The organism is Halorhodospira halophila, from assembly GCF_016653405.1.
Classification (GTDB): Bacteria; Pseudomonadota; Gammaproteobacteria; order Nitrococcales; family Halorhodospiraceae; genus Halorhodospira; species Halorhodospira halophila_A.
On sequence record NZ_NHSN01000025.1, the window covers coordinates 224,704 to 244,589 of the forward strand.

The following is a 19,886-nucleotide window of genomic DNA, read 5'->3' on the forward strand; positions in this document are numbered from 1 at the left end:
CGGCTCAAGCGCGCTTGAGCCGGAAGTGGTAGGTCCCGTCCTCTTCCTTCTGCTCGAGCAGCTCGTGCCCCGTCTGCTTGCTGAAGGACTCGAAGTCCTTCACCGATCCCGGATCGGTGGCCATGACGTAAAGCACCTCGCCGGTGTTCATGGTGGCCAGGGTCTTCTTGGCCTTGAGAATAGGCAGCGGGCAATTCAGCCCGGTGGCATCGAGGGATTGATCAAACTCCGCCATCTCCGGTGCTCCTCAGTTGGACGCCACGATGTTGTCGGTACGACCCTCCAGGCCGTCGGCGTAACCCGCTTCATAGCGGTCATTGACGCGCTGCTCTTCACGCTTGGGGTTCTGCAGATAGCCGCCGATCCAACCGGCCATGTAGTCGGCATCGACCCCCTGTTCCTCCATCCGCCGGACGGCGTTGTAGTACTCCCGGTTCATCACCGCCTCTCCCCGCTGTCGTTGTGCGACGCTACGTTTCGCTGAAGAATGCCCATGTCCTGATATATGCAACAACCTGCCAAAGGGGAGACCGCACACGGGGCATCTATCCCCGAGGGGGTATTGCGACCAGCCCTCCGCCGCGCCGCCGCACGCCCCTCCCCAAAAGGGAATAGGCCGGCGCCCCGGCTGTCACCCACCAATGGGTATTCCGCCACTGCGCACGCGGTCCTACGTTTGATTTTGATCGATCGCAATTAAACCAACGAACGCAACCGAGGAGCCTGGCGATGCGCTTATCCCGGCGCGACTTCCTGGAGCTGATGCTGGCCGCCGGCGCGGCCGGCGCGCTGGCCCGCCCCGGCAAGAGCCTGGCGGGCGGCAACGGCGCGGGCGACTGGCGGGCAATCCCGGAGAATTTCTACGACCTGCCGCGCAGGGGCAACGTCCACTTCCTCCACTTCTGCGACCTCCACGGTCAACTCAAGCCGGTCTATTTCCGCGAGCCCAACATCAATCTGGGCCTCCACGACTTCAAGGGCAAGCCACCGCTGCTCGTCGGCGAGGAGCTCCTCCGCCACTACGAACTCGATCGCTTCAGCCCCGAGGCCCACGCCTTCACCCACCTCGACTTCCAGGCGGCGGCCGAGTATTACGGTCGTGTCGGCGGCGCCGCCCACCTGGCCACGGCGGTGAAGCGGGCCCGCGCCGAACGCCCCGACGCCCTGCTACTCGACTCCGGAGACACCTGGCACGGATCAGGCCCGGCCCTGTGGACCGAAGGCCGCGCCATGGTGGATTTCCAGAAGCAGCTCGGGGTCGACGCCTGCACCGGGCACTGGGAGTTCATCTACGGCGACGAGCGCGTCCAGGAGCTGGTCGCCGACCTCGACGACGCCGGGGTGCGCTTCCTCGCGCAGAACGTGCTTGACCGCGACTGGCTCGACCCGATCTTCGACGCCTACACCCTGCACGAACAGAACGGCGTCCCCGTGGCGGTGGTCGGCCAGGCCTTCCCCTTCACCCCCATCGCCAACCCCGGGTATATGTTCCCGCAGTGGGAGATGGGTCACCGGCTCGACCGCCTTCAGGAGCAGGTGAACAAGGCACGCGAAGACGGCGCGCAAGTGGTGGTTCTGCTCTCCCACGCCGGCATGCTCACCGACATGGCCTACGCGCGGCAACTGCGCGGGGTCGACGCCATCCTCGGCGGCCACACCCACGACCCGGTCCCCTACCCCGAGCGGGTCGAAGACCCCGACGGCGAACCGACGCTCGTCGTGAACAGCGGCTCCAACGGCAAGTACCTCTCCGTGCTGGACTTCGAGGTCCGCGACGGACGCATTCGCGACTTCCATTACCGCAACCTGCCGATCTTCTCCAACGCCCTCGACCCGGACCCGGAGATGCAGTCGCTGGTCGACGACATCCATGCCCCGTACGAGGAGAAGCTCTCCGAGGTGGTCGGCGAGGTCGATGGGGTGCTGTACCGGCGCGGCAACTTCAACGGCACTTTTGATGAGGTGCTCGCCCGGGCCCTGATCGAAGGACGCGACGCCGAGGTCGCCTTCACCCCGGGGTTCCGCTGGGGACCGAGCGTCCTGCCCGGCAAGGTCACCTTCGAGGACTGCATGAACCAGACCTGCAGCACCTACTCGGAGACCACCCGCAACGAGATGACCGGCGAGGCGATCAAACACGTCCTCGAGGACGTCGCCAATTCCATCTTCAACAAAAATCCGATGCTCCATCGCGGTGGCGACATGGTCCGCAGCGCCGGGCTGCGCTACGCCATCGATCCGACCCGGGAGATGGGCGATCGCATCAGCGACCTGGAGATCAACGGCGAGCCCATGGACCCCAAGCGCAAGTACGTCGTGGCCGGCTGGGCCGACGTCAACGAGCCCCAGGACGGACCGCAAGCCTGGGATGTGCTGGCGGACTACTTCCGCAACCACAACGCGCTGCGGGTCGAGGAGCCCTACGTGCCGAAGCTCAAGGGGGTCAGCGATGACAACCCGGGTCTCGCGCTCTAACACGTTGCCCGCCGGCGGGCTGGTGGCTGGGGCGATGCTCCTGTCACCTGCCCTCGCCGATGAGCTGTTCGTTCCGGAGGCCGAGCCGGTGACCGACGGGATCCACGCGATCATCGGCCCGACGGATGCCCGCACCTACGAGAACCACGGCATGAACGCCAACTACGGCATCGTCGAGACCGACGAGGGCGTCCTGCTCATCGACTCGGGGCCCACCGCCTTCAGCGCGGAGCTGATCGAGGAGGCGGTGGCCGAGGTGACCGACGCACCGATCCGCTGGGTTCTGAACATCGGGGTCCAGGACCACCGCTGGCTGGGCAATGACTATTTCCAGCGCGAGCACGACGCCGAGGTCATCGCCTTCGAAGAGACAGTGACCCAGCAGGAGGCATTCGCCGACGACCACCTCGAGGGGCGCCTCAGGGAGGCCGTCGGGGGCCGGCTCGAGGGGACCGAACCGGCCTTCGCCGAGCGCCGCCTGGAGGGCGAGGAGGCGACCCTGGAACTCGGCGGGGTGACCATCGAGATGCAGCGCACCGATGCCCACTTCCCCGGCGACGCCATGGTCCACCTGCCCGATGCGGACGTGGTGTTCACCGGCGATCTGGTCTACGTCGATCGCATGCTCGGCGTACACCCGTGGTCGAGTGTGAAGAACGGCTATGAGGCCTATCAGGAGCTCTCGGAACTGGACCCCGGAACAGTCGTCCCCGGCCACGGGCGGATTAGCGACATGGAGCGGGTCGAACAGGACACCGGCGCCTACTACGAATTCCTCGTCCACGAGGTCGGCGCCGCCGCCGAGGAGCTCGAACCTCTCGACGAGGTGGTGGACCGGCACCGCGAAGAGCCGGCCTTCAAGCACCTGGAGCACTTCGACGGCTGGCATACCACCAACATCAATCGCGCCTACCTGGAGTTCGAGTGGTAGGACGCAGCAACCGAGTCGAGCAACCGGCCCAACGGGCCGCAACGGGAGGAATCCACCATGGATAAGCAACAAGTCGACACCCAACGCCGCAAGCTTCTCACTGGCGCCCTGGGCCTCGGCGGCGTAGGAACCGCTGTGGGCCTGGGCATGCTGGCCCCGTCCCAGGCCCTGGCCTCCTGGCGGGAGGAGTCGATCATGGCCACCAGCCTCGAGGACGGCCTCAACGCGGTACTCGGCGCCGCGGATTACGAGGAGAGCGACGAGATCCGCATCGACGCCCCGGAGGTGGCCGAGAACGGTGAGACCGTGCCGGTCACCATCGAGACCTCACTGCCGGACGTGGAGAGCATCACGGTCTACGTGCCGGAGAACAACGCGCCGGTCTCGGCGGTCTTCGAGCTCGGCGGCAAGACCAAGCCCAAGGTCTCGCAGCGGATCCAGATGGCCGACACCTCGGACGTCGTGGCGATCGCCAAGAGCAACGGCAAGCTCTACGGCACGAGCCGCCGCGTGCGGGTCACCATCGGCGGCTGCGGCGGCTGAGCTGCCGACCGGCGGCGTTCACGTCACACCCGCGAAAGATCACAAGGGAGCCAACCATGTCTTCGATTCGAGCACGCGCAACCCTGGTCGACGGAATGGCGGAGGTCCGCGCCCTGATCAGCCACCCGATGGACGCCCCCGACGAGGAGACGGGCGATGAGGGCCACTTCATCCAGGAGGTGATCGCCGAGATCAACGGCGAGAAGGTCCTCCACGCCCACTGGGGGCCGAGCATCTCGCCCAACCCCCTAATCGAGTTCGAGACCGAGGCCGAAGCCGGCGACACCCTCAAGATCCGCTACACGGACAACCGCGGCGAGGGCGACAGCCACGAGATGGAGCTGACCTGAAGCCGGACGCGGGGCGCGGAGGGCGTCGGTCGCGACGCCCCCCGCCCACGCGCCGGTTACCTGCCTTACTGAATCTTGATGTAGGAGAAACCGCGGCGCTGGAGCTCCTCGAGCCGGGTGGCGCCATAGTCGATCAGCTCGGCCTCCACCGCCAGGTCCTCCGCCGCCAGGCCCGCCTCATCCATGGAGCTGGCGCAGACCTCCAGCTGCACGTCGTAGGTATCGGCCAGCGAACGCAGCCGCTCGAGCAGCTCATCGCGTTCGGCCCGCTCGGCGTCATCGACCTCATAGGCGGTATCCGCCAGCCGGTCCTCGGTGACGTACTGCAGGCCGAACCCGTGCAGGACAATCCGCACATCGTAGTCGAGCAGCTGCCCCTCGTAGTGGCTGGCGGCGTTGTTGGCGTTGAAGATGGTGGAACTGACCCGTTGCGGCTCCTCCATATCCACGTGGAAGACCAACCGGGGCTCGGGGAATTCCTCCGCGGAGACCCCGCCCAGCGAGAACCCGAGTGCCACCAGGCCGGCGGCCAACACCCCCTGGCGGCCCCGTGAACGGCTCTGTACGGTCATGGTGATCCCTCCTGCGGACCGACCCACCTACTGCGCTTCCTGCTCGAGCAGATCGGCAAGGTCCTCGGGCGTCAGGCGGAAGGAGAGCTCGCCCCCCGGGGTGGCCATGGTCGGTGTGCCGGGCACACCGATCTGCTGCGCCGTTTCCTGATGGCGATCCACCGGCGAGGCGTCGCAGGCCTCGGCCTCCGGCTGTTCACCGGATTTGGCCGACTCCAGCGCCTGGTGCCGATCCTCGCTACACCAGACCCGGTCCATCAGCTCCCGCGAGGCATCTGAGAGGGCGAAGGCGGCGTAGCGCACGCGGATACCCTGCTCCAGGTAATCATCCAGGTCAGCGTGGAGGTCCTGGCAGTGCGGGCAGGTCACGTCGGTGAAGACCGTGACGCTGTGCTGCGCCTCCCCCGCTTCGGGCTCGAAGATGATCAGATCCTCCTCCGGCATGGCCTCGAGGGTCTCGGCGATCTCCTCCGGCATGGCACCGGAGGCGGCCATCGCCGCGCCCATACACCCCCCCAGCACCAGCCCCCGGACGGCGCCGCGGCCGGTCCGGGGGAACGGTTCCCAGGTTCTGGTCGGCTCCCTGCGCATGGCGTCCTCCCTCGCTAACCGAAGATGTCTCGGGTGATCGAGGCGTACCAGCCAGGGGCGTAGTCGGCCTCGCGCTTGCGGAACTCCCGCGAGGCGCCCTCGGGACTCAGGCCACCGGCCCCCTCCACCGAGCGCATCGCACCGTCCCGGTACTCGTAGACCGCTGCGACGGTTACACCCCAGTCCGGCGCGGCCAGGCTGTAGCAGGTATTCACCGTGGGGAAGCTGGGCACCTCGTGGCCGCGCAACTCACTGACGATGCTCGCCGCCACCAGCTTGGCCTGGTTGTTGGCGGCGTGGCCCGACTTGGGCATGTCGCCGGCGACGGCGGCGTCCCCTACCACGTAGACGTCGTCGTGACGGGTCGAGCGGAAGGTACGCTGGTCCACCGGGCACCAGCCGTCGTCGTCGGTCAGCCCGGCCCGCTCGGCGATGGCACCGGCCTTCTGCGGCGGGATCACGTTGAGCACGTCGGCGCGGTGCTCGGCACCACCGCCATCGGTGAAGACCTTGCGATCACGCACCGAAATCCGGTCCGGCTTGCCGCCATCCGCGGCCGGCACCCACTCGATCATATCGCCGTAGAGTTCCTCCCACGCCTCCTCGAACAGCCCCTGTTTGGAGAAGCTGTCCTTCGGATCCAGGGCGAGGACCTTGGCCCGCGGCTTGTGCTGCTTGAGGTAGTGGGCGATCAGACTCATGCGCTCATACGGCCCCGGGGGGCAGCGATACGGCCCGTCCGGCGGGCAGATGACCACGGTACCGCCGTCGTCCATGGCCTCGATCTGGCCGCGGAGGATGGAGTACTGCGCCCCGCCCCACCAGGCGTGGGGGACAGCAATGGTGTCGTCGCCGTCCATCCCCTCGACCCGGTCCCAGTCGAAGGCGATGCCCGGCGCCACCACCAGCCGGTCGTAGGCGATGGAGCCGTTCTCGGCGGTCTCCACCCGGTGACCATCCAGGTCAATGTCCCGGGCCCGATCGTGGATAACCTGGATGCCGTACTCGTCGCGCAGGGTGTGGTAGCCGTGGCGAAGGGTACGCAGCTCGCGGAAGCCACCCAGATACCAGTTGCCGGCGTAGCAGGTGTAGTAGCTCTCGTTGGGTTCGATGAGGGTCACCTCCAGCTCCGGCGCGTGGTGCTTGAGGTAGCGCGCGGCGGTGGCACCGCCCGAGCCGCCGCCGACCACCACCACACGGCCCTCGACCCGGCCATTGACTTCCGGTTCTCTGGGGGCGCAGCCGGCCAGACCCAGTCCGGCACCTGCGGTCCCGAGACCCGCGAGGCGGATGAAATCCCTTCGCGTAAGACGTTTGCTCATGCCTGCCCTTCCCTTATTGATCCATCTCGGCGATATAGGCAGCCGCCGCGCGCAGCTGCTCATCGGTGTAGCCGGTGGCGTGCCGGTCCATGACCGTGGGGTCGCCCCGTCCCTCGCGGAACTCCTTCATCACCTCGACCAGGGCCTCCTCGTCCCAGCCGGCCAGTGGCGGCATGCTCTCCGCACCCTGTCCGCCGGGGCCGTGGCAGGCCAGGCAGCTGTTGGCGATCATCTCGCCCTCGGAGATCGCACCGTCACCGGCCGCTGCCGTGCTCCCCCCGAGCACCAGCCCCAGGGTGACGGCACCGCCGAGCAGTGCCCTGCGCGCTGATTGCTGCATGGATCCCCTCCTCCTTCTCTCATGGTCGGGGGCGGCCACGGCCGCCCCGCTCAGAACGTGGCGCCGAAATCGTACCGGGCGCCAATGGCGTAAGTGGTCAGATAGTCGTCCCCGTCATCATTTATTGCACCGATCATGTCGTCGAAAGACTGGTGCTGCACACCGGCGTAGACCCGGAAATCCGCGTGGGGCCGGTGGACCAGCGCGCCGGTGACCGAGGTCACGTCCTCGTCGTCGCCATCGGCATCGGCGTGCCCGAAGGCCACCACCCAAGTGTTGCGGCCCTGTTCATAGGTCCCGATAAGAGCGTGGTGGTTAACGGCATCGCTGAATCGACCCTCGCCACCGCCGACCCGGTTGGTCGCATCATCATCCAGGTTGTCGATCCGCCCGGCACCGGCCGGGCCGCGGATGATCTCCGCCGACTCGTACTGGTAGGCGAACGAGAAGGCGTCTGGCGACCAGCGCGCCCCCACCTTCCAGTTGGTGTCGCCGTCGTCGACGTCGTCCACGTCGGCGAACGGCTCGTCGAGGTGCATCACCGCGGCGATGAACTGCCAGTCGGGCAGGCCGGTGTAGTCCACCCCGAGGATGACATCACCCTGCCGCATTGCCTGATCCGCGTCTCCGTCGTCTGTACGATCCTGGTTGTCGTCCTCCGTCCCGATCTGCGCGTGCAGCTGCCAGCCAGCCAACTCCGGGCTGACGTACTGCACGGCGCGGTCCACGAAATCATTGTGGCCGAACGATCCCCCGGACATGCCCCCGGTCCGCCGCTGCTGCAACTCGGTGGTCACCAGCGGATCCCAGCGGACGCCACCGAGGGTCTTGTAGGCGGCGTGGACCGCACCCACCACCACCTCGCCGTAGGGGCCGTCCACCCCCACGTAGCTGATCCGGCGGCTGAGATTGTCCTCGCCCAGATGGGGCCCGACGGCCCACTCCAGCTGCCCGATGGCCGCCCAATCACCGTCCAGGAGCTGTCGGCCGGCAACCCCGAGGCGGCTCCGCCCCTGATCGGTGAATTGGGTGACATCCGAGGCGTCCTCGTAGGAGAAGTGGTTCAGCCCCGCATGGACCTGCCCGTAGAGATCGACCTCAGCGGACCCGGACTGCGCCACCCACGGGATGCCGCCCAGGCTAAACGCGCCTGCCAGTACCGCCGCCGTTGTTGTTCTTTTCATGGTGCCTGCCTCCGGTGCCTGTTGGGGTTCCGGGCCGGAGACCGCGCCGAGTCCGCAGGGGACCTTCGCCGTCTCGCCAGCCCGCTCGCGCACCGGCCAGCCTGTTGCAACGCCCGAGAGCCAACAACTGCCCAGTTGGGCAGCCCGGCCTGCCCGATGGGGATAGGGCTTTGAACAACAGCTCACCCTAAAAAGGGTATTCGCACGCTCCCCCCCGCCCGCTAGCCTGCCAACACAGGCTACCCAGCCCACGATGCGACCAGAAATGGCCAATCGGACAATCCATATTCCGGGTTTCAAGGAGGGGGTCCCATGACAGCGCGCAGCCCTACACGCTCGGCACGAATCGCAGCAACCCTCGGCCTCTGTACCGGCGCGGCGGCCATCGGTCTCCTGGCGACACAGGGCGCCGGCGCCGGAGAGCAGGAGCGGAACATCGAGCCGCGCCCGGCCCCCGACGGCATGGATCACCACACCAGCGAGACCTGGGAATCCCTTGCCACGGAGCCCTCCCAGGGCCGGATCGTGGAGCAGGACGGCGAGACGCGACAGGTCCGCTACGAGTTCGGCGGTTTCCCGGGTGAGGAGAACGAAGACTTCGGCGACTGGCCGACCCACTCCTACGCCGACGAGACCGAATACCCGGAGCCGCAGGAGGCGGACATCCCCGACGACCTCGAGGGTGATCCCGAGCGCGGCCGCGAGCTCTTCGCCAAGGGCGAGCTTGGCCCCTGTTCCTCTTGCCACTTGGTTCCCGAGGCGGGGATCGATTCGCCAGGCAATGTGGGCACCGACCTGCGCACCGTCGGCGAGTGGGCCCCGGACAAGGAGTGGCTCTACCAGGTGGTCTACGACCCCCGGGTGTTCTACGGCGAGGACAGCCCCATGCCCCCGTTCGGCCTGAGCGGTATGTGGTCCGAAGAGCAGATCGTCGACGTGGTCGCCTACCTGATGACCCTCGAGGGCGACGAGGACGGCGAGCCGATCACTCCGGAGGGGGTGGATCGGCACTGGGACCCGAACACCCGCCCCGCGCTGCAACCCGCGGGCGAACACTTGGATCCGTTCGACAATCCGGCGCTGATGCATGCCGAGCAGATCGCCGTCCCGCTCTGGGACGAGCCAGGCCCCAACGGCGAGTCCTGCGCCAGCTGCCACGGCGAGCTGGAGCCCGCCGATGAGTTGCGCCCGGTCGGCGTCATCGAGGACCTGGAGGGCGTGGCCGCCGAGTACCCGAAGTGGTTCGACGAGTACGACCGGATGATGTCCATCGAGGACTTTCTGGCGGTGCACGCCAAGGAGGAGCAGGACATGGAGCTGCCCACGCAATCGGACGAGAACCTCTATATGTCGCTGCTGGTGCACAGCCAGTCCAACGGCATGGCTTACGACCTGGATGACGACGACCCCAACGTCCAGGCGGCCATTGAACGGGGCGAGGCACTGTTCCACCGTCCGGTCGGGGAACGGGCCCACGCCTGCGCCAACTGCCACACCGACCGCGGCGGTGGGGATAAGTGGCTCAGCGGCCGTATCCTCGCCAATATCGAGGCCGAAGATACGGCGATGAGCAACCACCCCTACTGGCGCACGGCGCAGAGCCGGGTGTGGGATCTGCGCACCCGCTTCCAGTGGTGCATGACCCCGCTGGGCACCAACTACCTGCCGGGGGATGCGCCGGAGTACGCGGACCTGGAGACCTACCTTATCTCCGAGCAACAGGGCGAGGAGGTGCTGGTCCCGCGCTACGCTCACTGACCGGCGCCCGCCGCCCCGGCGGCCCGCCACGGCCGCGGCCCGGAGTCTCGGGCCGCGGCCGCTCCATGGACGAACCCGCGCGGGCCGAACCCGCCCGGACCAGGGCCCTTTAGGCCCCGGCCGGCTCATCCGCACCCACCCCGAGATTGCCCAACAGCCCACCGATGACCGGGCGCAAATCGGCGACCATCTCGGGCCCTTCGACCTCGGTCAGCCGCCCGTGCAACCACAGATCCCGCGGCCGGTCGCTGGCATCGCAGCCGCGCTGACCCAGCAGGTTGTAGGCCGGGAACCCCGGATCCTCACCGGCATAGGTGATGCGTGCATACTCGTTGAGGCGCTCGCCGGCGCGGGCCAGGAACGCCCGCCCCGCATCGGTGTCGCTGCCGTTGTCGCGGATGCCGTCGGCCAGGCGCTTCACCATGGCCTCGACCAGCCGGCGGCGCGACTCGTCGGCCAGCCCCCGCAGCCAGGCCAGCCGGTCGGTGTACTGGACGGCGAAGAGCAGCAGCTCCTCCACCAGGGCCAGATGCCCCCCGGTGCGATCGGTGATCGGGCCGTCCTCGGAGAGGGTGCGCACCGCCGCGGTGGCGACACGCCAGGCACGGATCGACGCCGCGGCGCCAACCTCCTCAGGCTGCTGCTCGTCGCGGGGGCGGAACCAGTGGGTCTTGGTACGCATGATCAGATCACTGCCTTGTGGGGAATGAACAGCCCGCAGCCCCAACAGGGGCCGCGACCCAGCCCCCGGGCCTGAAGCCTGCGCCCGGCCTGGGGGCCCATGCCGTCGACCAGCAGACTGCGTGTGGCCACGGGCCCATCCGCGGTCACCAAGGTCTCCTGGCGACCGCAGAGCAGGCGCTTGGGGTGGACACCCATGCCTGCGAGCTCCTCGCGCGCCGCCGCCAGCAGTGCAGTCTCCTCCACTGCGCCGCGCTGTGGCCCCAGAACCCGATGGGCGTAGACGGTGGCCGCGGCGGGGATCTCAAAGCTCTGGGCCTGCCCCAGCGCAAGGACCTCGCCGGCGACATCCAGTGTCGCCCCGGTCAGCCCGGCCACGGCCCCGGCGTGCTCGCGGGGCACGCGCAGCACCAGGCGGCTGCGCCGCGGCAAGAGGATCGGTTGATCCGGCGTGCGCCACCAACCGTGGCCACTGGCCGGCAGGTGGGTGATGCGCACCCCCACCTCGTCGGGATCGAGCTGCGGCACCAGGCGCGGGGCCAGGGCCTCCGCCAGGGGCGCGGCGTAGGCCTCGGGCAGTGCGCGACCGCTCAGCGCGAAGGCCACGTCCACCGCCTCAGCGGTCTCCTGTGCCTGCTCCTGCTCGGTTTCCCAGTACACCGCGGCCTCCACACCGTTCGGGCTGACCCGAGTACAACCGCGCACCGAGCAGCGCTCTATATCCCGAAAGGGATACGCCGTATTCCTATTCAGCTCCTTGAATGGATATTCCCTCGCCCCGGCCCTCTGGCTAGCTTGGTCACCAACCGAGACCGGGCCGCCTCCCGCGGCCCTGAGATCCGTCAGCCGCAGGCGAGGTGAGGATCAGCGCCATGACCGACAAGACGTACAACACCCCGAAACTCGACGAGCTGGAGAGCGGCCCGTGGCCGAGTTTCGTCACCGGGCTCAAGCGCCTGGCCGAGGACAAGCCCATGATCGCCGGCGTGCTCGGGCAGCTGGAGCACTCCTACACCGACCGCAAGGGGTACTGGAAGGGCGGCACCATCGGCGTCTATGGGTACGGCGGCGGCATCATTCCCCGCTTCACCGAGCTCAAGGACGACGACGGCAACCCGATCTACCCGGAGGCCCAGGAGTTCCACACCATGCGCTTCATCCCGCCGGCCGGGATGCACTACTCCACGGAACTGCTGCGCGACATCTGCGACATCTGGGAGAAGCACGGTTCGGGGCTGATCGCCCTGCACGGACAGACCGGCGACATCATGCTCCAGGGCATCACCGCGGACAACGTCCAGGCCTGCTTCGATGAGCTCAACGCCTACGGCCTCGATCTCGGCGGCGCCGGGCCGGCGGTGCGCACCGGCATGTCCTGCGTCGGCGCCGCCCGCTGCGAGCACTCGTGCTGCAACGAGCAGAAGATCCACCGCCTACTCGTCAACAACTTCCTCGACGACATGCACCGGCCCAGCCTGCCGTACAAGTTCAAGTTCAAGGTCTCGGGCTGCGCCAACGACTGCATGAACAGCATCGAGCGCTCGGACTTCGCGGTCATCGGCACCTGGCGCGACGACATCCAGGTGGATCAGGCCGAAGTCCAGGCCTTTGTCGAGACCAAGGGCCGCAAGCACACCATCGACAACGTGGTCAGCCGCTGCCCTTCCGGCTCCCTGAGCCTGAACGACGACAACACCCTGGAGATCGACAACGCCAGCTGCGTGCGCTGCATGCACTGCATCAACGTCATGACGCGGGCCCTGGCGCCGGGACAGGACCGGGGCGTCACCATCCTCGTCGGGGGCAAGCGCACCCTGCGCATCGGCGACCTCTTCGGCACGGTAGTGGTGCCCTTCCTGCCCCTGCGCAGCGACGCCGACTACCAGCGCATCCTCGAGATCGCCCAGGAGATCGTCGACTTCTTCGCCGAGAACGCCCTCGAGCACGAGCGGGTCGGCGAGATGATCGAGCGCATCGGCTTGGTCAACTTCCTCGAGGCGGTGGGCCTGGAGGTCGACCCGAACATGATCCACGAGCCGCGCTCGATCTCCTACGTCCGCACCGACGACTGGGACGAAGAGGCCGAGAAGTGGTACCGGCGCCAGCACATGCAGTCCGAGCAAGCCTCGTGAGGCACGCGTCAACGCCCCGGGCGCTCAGCAGCGGAGGAAGAGCGAATCATGGCTGAAGCAAGCACCACCAACCAACCGCGGTCCCCCGTCGAGAGCGGGACCCCGGATCCGTTCCCGCACATGCACGCCACGCTGCGCCGCAACTTCGGGCTGTGGCGCCACCACGACCGGCCGCAGCCGGGCGTGCTCCACCACGTCTCGGAGACCGGCGAGGAGGTCTGGACGGTGCGCGCCGGCACCCAGCGGCAGATGGACCTGGCCACGGTGCGTAAGCTCTGCGACATCGCCGACGAATACGCCGACGGCTACCTGCGCTTCACCATCCGCTCCAACGCCGAGATCACCGTCGACCGCGAAGAGAAGGTCCAGCCGCTGATCGACGCCCTACGCGGCGCCGGTTTCCCGGTGGGCGGCACCGGCCCGTCGGTGACCATGATCTCGCACACCCAGGGCTGGCTGCACTGCGACATCCCCGCCACCGACGCCTCCGGCGTGGTCAAGGCGCTCATGGACGAACTGCACCAGGAGTTCGTCCGCGAGGAGATGCCCAACCGCGTGCACATCACCACCTCGTGCTGCCAGATCAACTGCGGCGGCCAGGGCGATATCGCCATCAACATCCAGCACACCAAGCCGCCGAAGATCCAGCACGACCTGGTCGGACAGGTCTGCGAGCGCCCCTCGGTGGTGGCCCGCTGCCCGGTGGCCGCCATCCGCCCGGCGGTGGTCGACGGCAAACCCTCGCTGGAGGTGGACGAGAGCAAGTGCGTCGCCTGCGGCGCCTGCTACCCGCCCTGCCCGCCGATGCAGATCAACGACCCGGAGCACTCGCGCCTGGCTATCTGGGTGGGCGGCAACCACTCCAACGCCCGCGGCGTGCCGACGTTCCACAAGCTGGTGGTGGCCGGCCTGCCCAACAACCCGCCGCGCTGGCCCGAGGTCGCCGAGCACGTGAAGAAGATCCTCTACACCTACCGCGACAACGCTCGGGACTACGAACGCGTCGGCGAGTGGATCGAGCGCATTGGCTGGAAGCGCTTCTTCGAGCTCACCGGCCTGCCCTTCACCAAGCACCACATCGAGAACTGGCAGGGCTCGCGGCACAAGCTCAACGCCTCGGCCCATCTGCGCTTCTAGGCAAGGAGGACCCATGCAATTCGGAATCCTGGTCAACGAGGGGCCGTACCAGCACCAGGCATCGGACAGCGCCTACCAGTTCGCCGTCGCAGCCTTGGAACAGGGCCACGAGGTGCCCCGCGTCTTTTTCTACATGGACGGGGTGCACAACGCCAACCGGCTCCAGGAGCCGCAGCAGGACGACCGCAACATGGTCCGACGCTGGTCCGAGCTCGCCGAGCGCCATCACACCGATCTGGTGGTCTGCGTCGCTGCCGCCCTGCGTCGCGGCATCAAGGACGAGATCCTGGCCCCGGGCTTCCGCATCTCCGGGCTCGGTCAACTGGTCGAGGTGGGCATCCAGGCGGACCGGCTGGTGACCTTCGGCGACTAGCGACGCCGGCGCAGGCAATTCGACAGGAGGCGAGACCGTGAGCGAGGCAATGGATCTGGAACAGGAAGGCGATATCAAGCGGTTCATGTTCATGAACCGCAAGGCGCCGCACGGGAGCATCTACGCCCTGGAGGCACTGGAGGTCGTGCTGATCGCCGCCGCCTTCGACCAGGACGTCAGCCTGGCGTTCCTGGACGACGGGGTCTTCCAGCTGCGCCAGGGGCAGAACGCGAAGGCCATCGACATGAAGAACTTCGCACCCACCTTCCGCGCCCTGGAGGACTACGACATCGAGAAGCTTTACGTCGAGCGCGAGTCCCTCGACGAGCGAGGGCTCACGGAAGCGGACCTGATCGTCCCCGTCGAAGTCGTCGATCGGGCGCGCATGGGCGCGCTGATGGCCGACCAGGATGTCGTGCTGTCGTTCTAGGAGGAATCGTCGTGCTGCACACCGTCAACAAATCCCCCTGGCAGACCCCCAACCTCGACGCCTGCCTGGCCCATCTCGGCAACGAGCGTCTGCTGCTGATCGAGGACGGAGTCTACGCCGCCGTGGCACGCAGTGACGCGGCCGGCAAGCTCGACACCCCGGCCCGCGACGGGCGGGTCTACGTCCTCGGCCCCGATCTGGAGGCCCGCGGCATCGACCCCGAGCAGATCGCCGAGGGTATCGAGGTGGTCGATTACACCGGCTTCGTGCAACTGGTCGCCGAGCACGGGCCGCACCAGGCCTGGCTCTGAGCACCGGAGGCACGGCCGCACCGGCTCCACGAGAAGAGAGACAACCGCAGAAGAGGAGAGCGAACCATGGCAATCCAGGTCAACGGCACCACCATCCCCACCGACGAGGAAGGCTACATCGAGGACCTGAGCCTCTGGAGCCCCGAGGTGGCCGAGATCATGGCGCAGGAAGATGGCCAGGAGCTGACCGAGCAGCACTGGGAGGTCATCAACTTCCTGCGCGAGTACTACGACGAGTACCAGATCGCACCAGCGGTGCGGGTGCTGACCAAGCAGATCGGCAAGCGCCTGGGCCCGGAGAAGGGCAACAGCAAATACCTCTACGAACTCTTCCCTTACGGCCCGGCCAAGCAGGCTTGCCGCTACGCCGGCCTGCCCAAGCCCACCGGCTGCGTCTAGGCCCACGGCAACAGCGCCGCCCCGGGGAGCGACAGGGAGAGCGAGTACCGTGCTGACAGCAACCTTTGCCGTGCTGTTCTACACAGCCACCGTGGTGCTGGTGCTCGGCCTGGCGGCGCGGGTCTACCTCTACGCCCGCACGCCAGCGCCGCTGCGCATCCCCACCACGCCCGCCCCGACTTCCCGGGGCGGCGCCGCCCTACGCGTGACCGGCGAGGTGGTGGCCTTCCGCAGCCTCTTCCGCGGCGAGAAGCTGCTCTGGCTGCTCAGCTGGGCCTTCCACGTGGCCCTGCTGCTGGTCATCCTGCGCCACCTGCGCTACTTCCTCGATCCGGTGCCGCAATGGCTGGTCTGGATCCAGCCGCTCGGGCTGTATGCCGCCTACGTACTCGCGGCAGCCCTGATCGGCCTGTGGCTGCGGCGCCTGTGGATCGAGCGGGTGCGCCACATCAGCACCCCCTCCGATCACGCCGCCCTGGCCCTGTTGCTGGCCATCGGCTTCACCGGGCTGGGCCTGCAGCACTTCCAGCCCACCGATATCGTGGCGGTGAAGGCGTTCTTCATCGGCCTGATGCAGTTCGACTGGCAGCCGCTGCCGACCGAACCGCTCCTGCTCCTCCACCTGGCGCTGGTCGCCCTACTGATGATGGTCTTCCCGTTCAGCAAGCTGCTGCACGCCGCCGGGGTGTTCTTCAGCCCCACCCGCAATCAGCCGGACAACCCGCGGGAGCGCCGGCATACCGCCCCGTGGGCACGCGCCCTGGAGCAGGAAGCCACCCACCAACCGCACGAGTGAGGATGCCGTGAGCCAGGATCCCTTCCAAGTGCCGCCCCTTGCCGCGGACCCCGAGGCCAACGGCCCGCCGCGCATGGAGAACGAGGCGACCGGGCACGTGCGCCCGCACCCGGCAAGCAGCGATCACCAGGAGGCGCTCGGCTTCCCGGGCGAGATCCCGGAGGACTGGCAGGAGCGCGCCCTGGCGCGCATGGAGACCCTGCTCGAGCGCAACCGCTCGCTGCGCGTCTACATGGACGCCTGCGTGCGCTGCGGTGCCTGCACCGACAAATGCCACTTCTACCTGGGCACCACCGATCCGCGGAATATGCCAGTGGCACGCCAGGACCTGATGCGCGATGTCTACCGCCGCCACTTCACGGCGGCCGGCCGCAACTTCCCGGGTCTGGTCCGCGGCCGCGAGCTCACCCGCGAGGTCATGGAGGCGTGGTTCACCTACTTCCATCAGTGCTCGCAGTGCCGGCGCTGCTCGGTCTTCTGCCCCTACGGCATCGACACCGCGGAGATCTCCATGGCGGCCCGGGAGATCCTCGACGCCGCCGGCTTCGGCCAGAAGTACACCAACGAGATCATCGGCAAGGTCCACAAGGTCGGCAACAACCTCGGCCTCCCCGGCCCAGCCCTCGAGGACACCCTCGAGGGCCTGGAGGAGGATCTCAAGGACGACACCGGTCACGACATCCGCATCCCGCTCGATCAGGAGGGCGCGGACATCCTCCTGGTCACACCGTCGGCGGACTTCTTCGCCGAGCCCCACGTCGACGGCCTGATGGGCTACGCGAAGGTCCTTCACCAGGCCGGCCTCTCCTGGACGCTGAGTTCCTACGCCTCGGAGGCGGCCAACTTCGGCATGTTCATCGGCAGCTACGAGCAGATGAAGCAGATCGCCGAGCGCATCCGCAAGGCCGCCGTGGACCTGGGTGTCAAACGCATCGTGGTCGGCGAGTGCGGCCACGCCTGGCGCGTTGCGTACAGCTTCTGGAACACCCTGGCTGGCATCGGCCGCGGGGCGGATGCCGACGACACCTACGCGCGGGCGCTGCAGCGCCAGCTCGATCCGCGCTACCCGGTACCGCAGCACATCTGCGAGCTGACCCAGGACCTGGTAGACAGCGGCGCCATCCGCCTCGACCCGGAGGCCAACAGCCACTACGGCGGCGTCACCTTCCACGACTCCTGCAACGTCGCCCGGGCCTCCCGCATGGGTCAGCGCCCCGGGGGGCAGCTGGAGATCCCCCGCCGTCTGCTGCGCGCCAGCGTGCACAACTTCCGGGACATGGCCGACGCCACCATCGGCGACGAGACCTTCTGCTGCGGCGGCGGGGGCGGGCTGCTCACCGATGAACTCATGGAGCTGCGCGTCAAGGGCGCGCAGCCCCGCGTCTCCGCACTGCGCGAGACCATGGACGAGCACGGGGTCGACCGCATGGTGGCCATCTGCGCCATCTGCAAGGCCCAGTTCAGCAAGGTCCTGCCGTATTACGACATCCCGCGCGAGACCGTCATCAGCCTCCACGAGGTGGTGGGCAACGCGGTGCGGCTGGACCGCAGCGAGGCTTAAGCCGGCGCTGGGCCCGCGGGCCCCGGCCGAATAACGAGGGAGAGAGTCATGGCGACCCACGCGGAAGAGATCCCCTTTACGTTCCGTCGCTACCGCGACGGCGACGACCGGCAGCGCGCCTGGCGCGAGCAGATCTTCAAGGCGGACACGTCCCATAAATGCCCGACGTACGTCCACCGCACACCGCCGTGCCAGGCCAACTGCCCGGCCGGCGAAGAGATCCGCGGCTGGCTGCACGCCGCCCGCGGCCTGGAGAAACCCGCCGAAGGCGAGGCCTGGCAGGCGCTCGCCTTCCGCCGCCTGGCCGCCGCCAACCCCTTCCCCGCGGTGATGGGGCGCGTCTGCCCCGCGCCCTGCCAGCAGGGTTGCAACCGGCGGGTCGTCGACGACCACATCGCCATCAACGCCATCGAGCACACGATCGGCGACTACGCCCGCGATCACGGCCTGGACCTCGGCGAGCCCGGAGCGGACACCGGGCACCACGTGGCCGTCATTGGCGGTGGCCCGGCAGGGCTGTCCGCCGCCTACCAGCTGCGCAAGCGCGGCCACCGCTGCACCCTGTTCGAGGCGCAGCCAGAGCTCGGCGGCATGATGCGCTACGGGATCCCCGGCTACCGCGTTCCGCGCGAGGTCGTCGACACCGAGATCCAGCGCATCCTCGACCTCGGCGTCAACGTCCGCACCGGCTACCGGGTCGGCGAGCAGGTCACCCTTGAACAGCTCGAAAGCAACTACGACGCCGTACTCTGGGCCGTGGGCACCCACGAGGGGCGTCCCCTGCCGGTAGACGGCTGGGACGAGGCGTCCAACTGCCTGACCGGCGTCGAGTTCCTGCGCGCCTTCAACGAGGGCCGTCTAGGTGCGGTCAGCGACCGGATCCTGGTCATCGGCGGCGGCGACACCTCCATCGATGTGGCCTCCGTGGCCCGGCGCCTGGGCTACAGTGCCGAGCTGCCCGACGAGGACCGGCCGGAGCACGCCGTGCTCGGTTACACCGCCCACGACGCCGCCAACCTGGCGATCCGCGAGGGAGCGGAGGTGGTTCTCACCTCCCTGTTTCCCCGTGAGGAGATGGCCGCCTCGGAGCAGGAGATCGAGGACGCGCTGCGCGAGGGGGTGACCATCCGCGACGGGGTGATGCCCCTGGCCGTCGAGCGCGACGCCGACGGCCGCGCCCGCGCGGTGCGCTTCGCCGAGTGCCGCATGGAGGGCAACACCCCGCACCCGATCGAAGGCACGGAGTTCCGGGTCGAAACCGACCTGGTCATCGCCGCCATCGGCCAGCGGGGCAACCTCGAGGGGCTCGAGGCGCTGGATAACGGCCACGGATTCATGGATGCGGACCAGTCCTACCAGCTCAGCGGCCGTCCGGGCCACTTCGTCGCCGGCGACATCATCCAGCCGCACCTGCTGACCACAGCCATCGGCCAGGCGGCCACGGCAGTGCAGGGCATCGACGCCTACCTCCAGGGCCGCGAGCCGTCCCGGCCGCCCAAGGTCAATGCCCACCATTTCCGACTGCTCGACGCGCTGCGGCGGGCAGGCCGCGAACCGGAACCCTATGAGCCGGCAGCGGTGCGCGGCACCGATACGAGCGGCTTCGCCATCCACAACTTCGAGGACCGCGCCACCCACGAGGTGATTCGCCACGACCGGCTCTACCTCGGCCACTTCACCCCCGGGGAACGCCCCGAGCGCGAACGCCGAGCCATCGACCCGGAAGGCGTGATCGGCGACTTCAGCGAACGCATCCAGCCGCTGCCCGCCGAGACGGCCGTTGGCGAGGCTCGCCGGTGCATGAGCTGTGGGCTCTGCTTCGAGTGCGACAACTGCCTCGTCTACTGCCCACAGACCGCCGTGCAGCGCGTGCCCAAAACTGAGCGGGCCATCGGCCGCTACGTGCAGACCGACTACAGCCGCTGCGTGGGCTGCCACATCTGCCGAGACGTCTGCCCCACGGGGTACATCGAGATGGGCTTGGGCGAGTAGGGGGAACC

23 protein-coding genes are annotated in these 19,886 nt (G+C 68.1%); 14 read left to right on the forward strand and 9 right to left on the reverse strand.

From position 1 onward, the window contains the following. Positions 1 to 4 precede the first annotated feature (4 nt). Together CCR79_RS10370 and CCR79_RS10375 are read right to left on the reverse strand one after the other, a co-directional pair. Positions 5 to 235, reverse strand: a complete 231-nt coding sequence (locus CCR79_RS10370) for a sulfurtransferase TusA family protein (RefSeq protein WP_201171901.1) — start codon at positions 233 to 235, stop codon at positions 5 to 7. A 12-nt stretch (positions 236 to 247) separates the two neighbouring features. Beyond that, on the reverse strand, positions 248 to 439 hold the full coding sequence (locus CCR79_RS10375; protein ID WP_201171903.1) for an Alvin_2107 family globule sulfur oxidation protein: 192 nt from the start codon (positions 437 to 439) through the stop codon (positions 248 to 250). Positions 440 to 729: 290 nt separating this feature from the next. Here CCR79_RS10375 and soxB point away from each other — a divergent pair, with 290 nt between their 5' ends. The 4 genes from soxB to soxZ are packed head-to-tail and all read left to right on the forward strand — an operon-like array spanning position 730 to position 4,299. Then, on the forward strand, positions 730 to 2,475 hold the full coding sequence (gene soxB, locus CCR79_RS10380; RefSeq protein ID WP_201171906.1) for a thiosulfohydrolase SoxB: 1,746 nt from the start codon (positions 730 to 732) through the stop codon (positions 2,473 to 2,475). Further along, positions 2,450 to 3,406, forward strand: coding sequence for an MBL fold metallo-hydrolase (locus tag CCR79_RS10385; protein ID WP_238636639.1), 957 nt, complete (start codon positions 2,450 to 2,452; stop codon positions 3,404 to 3,406). The genes soxB and CCR79_RS10385 overlap by 26 nt, the downstream gene beginning before the upstream one ends. Before the next feature lie 57 nt (positions 3,407 to 3,463). Next, positions 3,464 to 3,949, forward strand: coding sequence for a thiosulfate oxidation carrier protein SoxY (gene soxY, locus CCR79_RS10390; protein ID WP_201171910.1), 486 nt, complete (start codon positions 3,464 to 3,466; stop codon positions 3,947 to 3,949). 56 nt (positions 3,950 to 4,005) lie between these two features. Beyond that, positions 4,006 to 4,299, forward strand: a complete 294-nt coding sequence (gene soxZ / locus CCR79_RS10395) for a thiosulfate oxidation carrier complex protein SoxZ (RefSeq protein ID WP_201171911.1) — start codon at positions 4,006 to 4,008, stop codon at positions 4,297 to 4,299. 65 nt (positions 4,300 to 4,364) lie between these two features. Here the strand turns inward: soxZ and CCR79_RS10400 are convergent, their stop codons facing one another. From CCR79_RS10400 to CCR79_RS10420, 5 genes are read right to left on the reverse strand one after another with little or no spacing between them, the layout of a single operon-like run. Further along, positions 4,365 to 4,871, reverse strand: a complete 507-nt coding sequence (locus tag CCR79_RS10400; RefSeq protein WP_201171913.1) for a DsrE family protein — start codon at positions 4,869 to 4,871, stop codon at positions 4,365 to 4,367. A 27-nt stretch (positions 4,872 to 4,898) separates the two neighbouring features. Next, positions 4,899 to 5,462: a DsbC family protein gene (locus CCR79_RS10405; RefSeq protein WP_201171916.1), complete on the reverse strand. Its 564-nt coding sequence runs from the start codon at positions 5,460 to 5,462 to the stop codon at positions 4,899 to 4,901. Positions 5,463 to 5,476: 14 nt separating this feature from the next. Beyond that, positions 5,477 to 6,784 carry an NAD(P)/FAD-dependent oxidoreductase gene (locus CCR79_RS10410; RefSeq protein ID WP_201171918.1) on the reverse strand — a complete coding sequence of 436 codons (1,308 nt, stop codon included), beginning with the start codon at positions 6,782 to 6,784 and terminating at the stop codon, positions 5,477 to 5,479. A 13-nt stretch (positions 6,785 to 6,797) separates the two neighbouring features. Next, positions 6,798 to 7,124 carry a c-type cytochrome gene (locus CCR79_RS10415; RefSeq protein WP_201171919.1) on the reverse strand — a complete coding sequence of 109 codons (327 nt, stop codon included), beginning with the start codon at positions 7,122 to 7,124 and terminating at the stop codon, positions 6,798 to 6,800. 50 nt (positions 7,125 to 7,174) lie between these two features. Beyond that, positions 7,175 to 8,308 carry a porin gene (locus tag CCR79_RS10420; protein ID WP_201171921.1) on the reverse strand — a complete coding sequence of 378 codons (1,134 nt, stop codon included), beginning with the start codon at positions 8,306 to 8,308 and terminating at the stop codon, positions 7,175 to 7,177. Positions 8,309 to 8,620: 312 nt separating this feature from the next. Here CCR79_RS10420 and soxA point away from each other — a divergent pair, with 312 nt between their 5' ends. After that, positions 8,621 to 10,066 (forward strand): sulfur oxidation c-type cytochrome SoxA, encoded by a 1,446-nt coding sequence (gene soxA, locus CCR79_RS10425; RefSeq protein ID WP_201171923.1) that lies wholly within the window; start codon positions 8,621 to 8,623, stop codon positions 10,064 to 10,066. A gap of 109 nt (positions 10,067 to 10,175) precedes the next feature. Here the strand turns inward: soxA and CCR79_RS10430 are convergent, their stop codons facing one another. Together CCR79_RS10430 and CCR79_RS10435 are read right to left on the reverse strand one after the other, a co-directional pair. After that, a complete protein-coding gene (locus CCR79_RS10430) occupies positions 10,176 to 10,748 on the reverse strand; it encodes a hypothetical protein (protein ID WP_201171926.1) in 573 nt (190 codons plus the stop codon). A gap of 2 nt (positions 10,749 to 10,750) precedes the next feature. Further along, positions 10,751 to 11,407, reverse strand: coding sequence for a type I-MYXAN CRISPR-associated protein Cas6/Cmx6 (locus CCR79_RS10435; protein WP_201171929.1), 657 nt, complete (start codon positions 11,405 to 11,407; stop codon positions 10,751 to 10,753). A 212-nt stretch (positions 11,408 to 11,619) separates the two neighbouring features. On the opposite strand from CCR79_RS10435, the gene dsrA reads away from it, so the two are divergent. From dsrA to CCR79_RS10480, 9 genes are all read left to right on the forward strand, one after another. Beyond that, entirely contained in the window at positions 11,620 to 12,879 is a 1,260-nt protein-coding gene (dsrA, locus tag CCR79_RS10440; protein WP_201171943.1) for a dissimilatory-type sulfite reductase subunit alpha, read from the forward strand. 48 nt (positions 12,880 to 12,927) lie between these two features. Further along, positions 12,928 to 14,016, forward strand: a complete 1,089-nt coding sequence (gene dsrB / locus CCR79_RS10445; protein WP_201171949.1) for a dissimilatory-type sulfite reductase subunit beta — start codon at positions 12,928 to 12,930, stop codon at positions 14,014 to 14,016. A gap of 13 nt (positions 14,017 to 14,029) precedes the next feature. After that, positions 14,030 to 14,389 (forward strand): sulfurtransferase complex subunit TusD, encoded by a 360-nt coding sequence (gene tusD, locus CCR79_RS10450; RefSeq protein WP_201171952.1) that lies wholly within the window; start codon positions 14,030 to 14,032, stop codon positions 14,387 to 14,389. Between the two features lie 49 nt (positions 14,390 to 14,438). Next, on the forward strand, positions 14,439 to 14,819 hold the full coding sequence (gene tusC, locus CCR79_RS10455; RefSeq protein ID WP_201172551.1) for a sulfurtransferase complex subunit TusC: 381 nt from the start codon (positions 14,439 to 14,441) through the stop codon (positions 14,817 to 14,819). Between the two features lie 11 nt (positions 14,820 to 14,830). Beyond that, positions 14,831 to 15,130, forward strand: a complete 300-nt coding sequence (gene tusB, locus CCR79_RS10460) for a sulfurtransferase complex subunit TusB (RefSeq protein WP_201171954.1) — start codon at positions 14,831 to 14,833, stop codon at positions 15,128 to 15,130. A gap of 66 nt (positions 15,131 to 15,196) precedes the next feature. Beyond that, entirely contained in the window at positions 15,197 to 15,529 is a 333-nt protein-coding gene (locus CCR79_RS10465) for a TusE/DsrC/DsvC family sulfur relay protein (protein WP_011814742.1), read from the forward strand. 49 nt (positions 15,530 to 15,578) lie between these two features. Then, on the forward strand, positions 15,579 to 16,325 hold the full coding sequence (locus CCR79_RS10470; RefSeq protein ID WP_201171957.1) for a respiratory nitrate reductase subunit gamma: 747 nt from the start codon (positions 15,579 to 15,581) through the stop codon (positions 16,323 to 16,325). 7 nt (positions 16,326 to 16,332) lie between these two features. Next, the gene (gene dsrK / locus CCR79_RS10475; protein WP_201171960.1) at positions 16,333 to 17,886 is read left to right on the forward strand and encodes a sulfate reduction electron transfer complex DsrMKJOP subunit DsrK; all 1,554 of its coding nucleotides are present in this window, start codon (positions 16,333 to 16,335) and stop codon (positions 17,884 to 17,886) included. Positions 17,887 to 17,934: 48 nt separating this feature from the next. Beyond that, positions 17,935 to 19,878: an NAD(P)-binding protein gene (locus CCR79_RS10480; RefSeq protein ID WP_201171963.1), complete on the forward strand. Its 1,944-nt coding sequence runs from the start codon at positions 17,935 to 17,937 to the stop codon at positions 19,876 to 19,878. Positions 19,879 to 19,886: the final 8 nt, after the last annotated feature.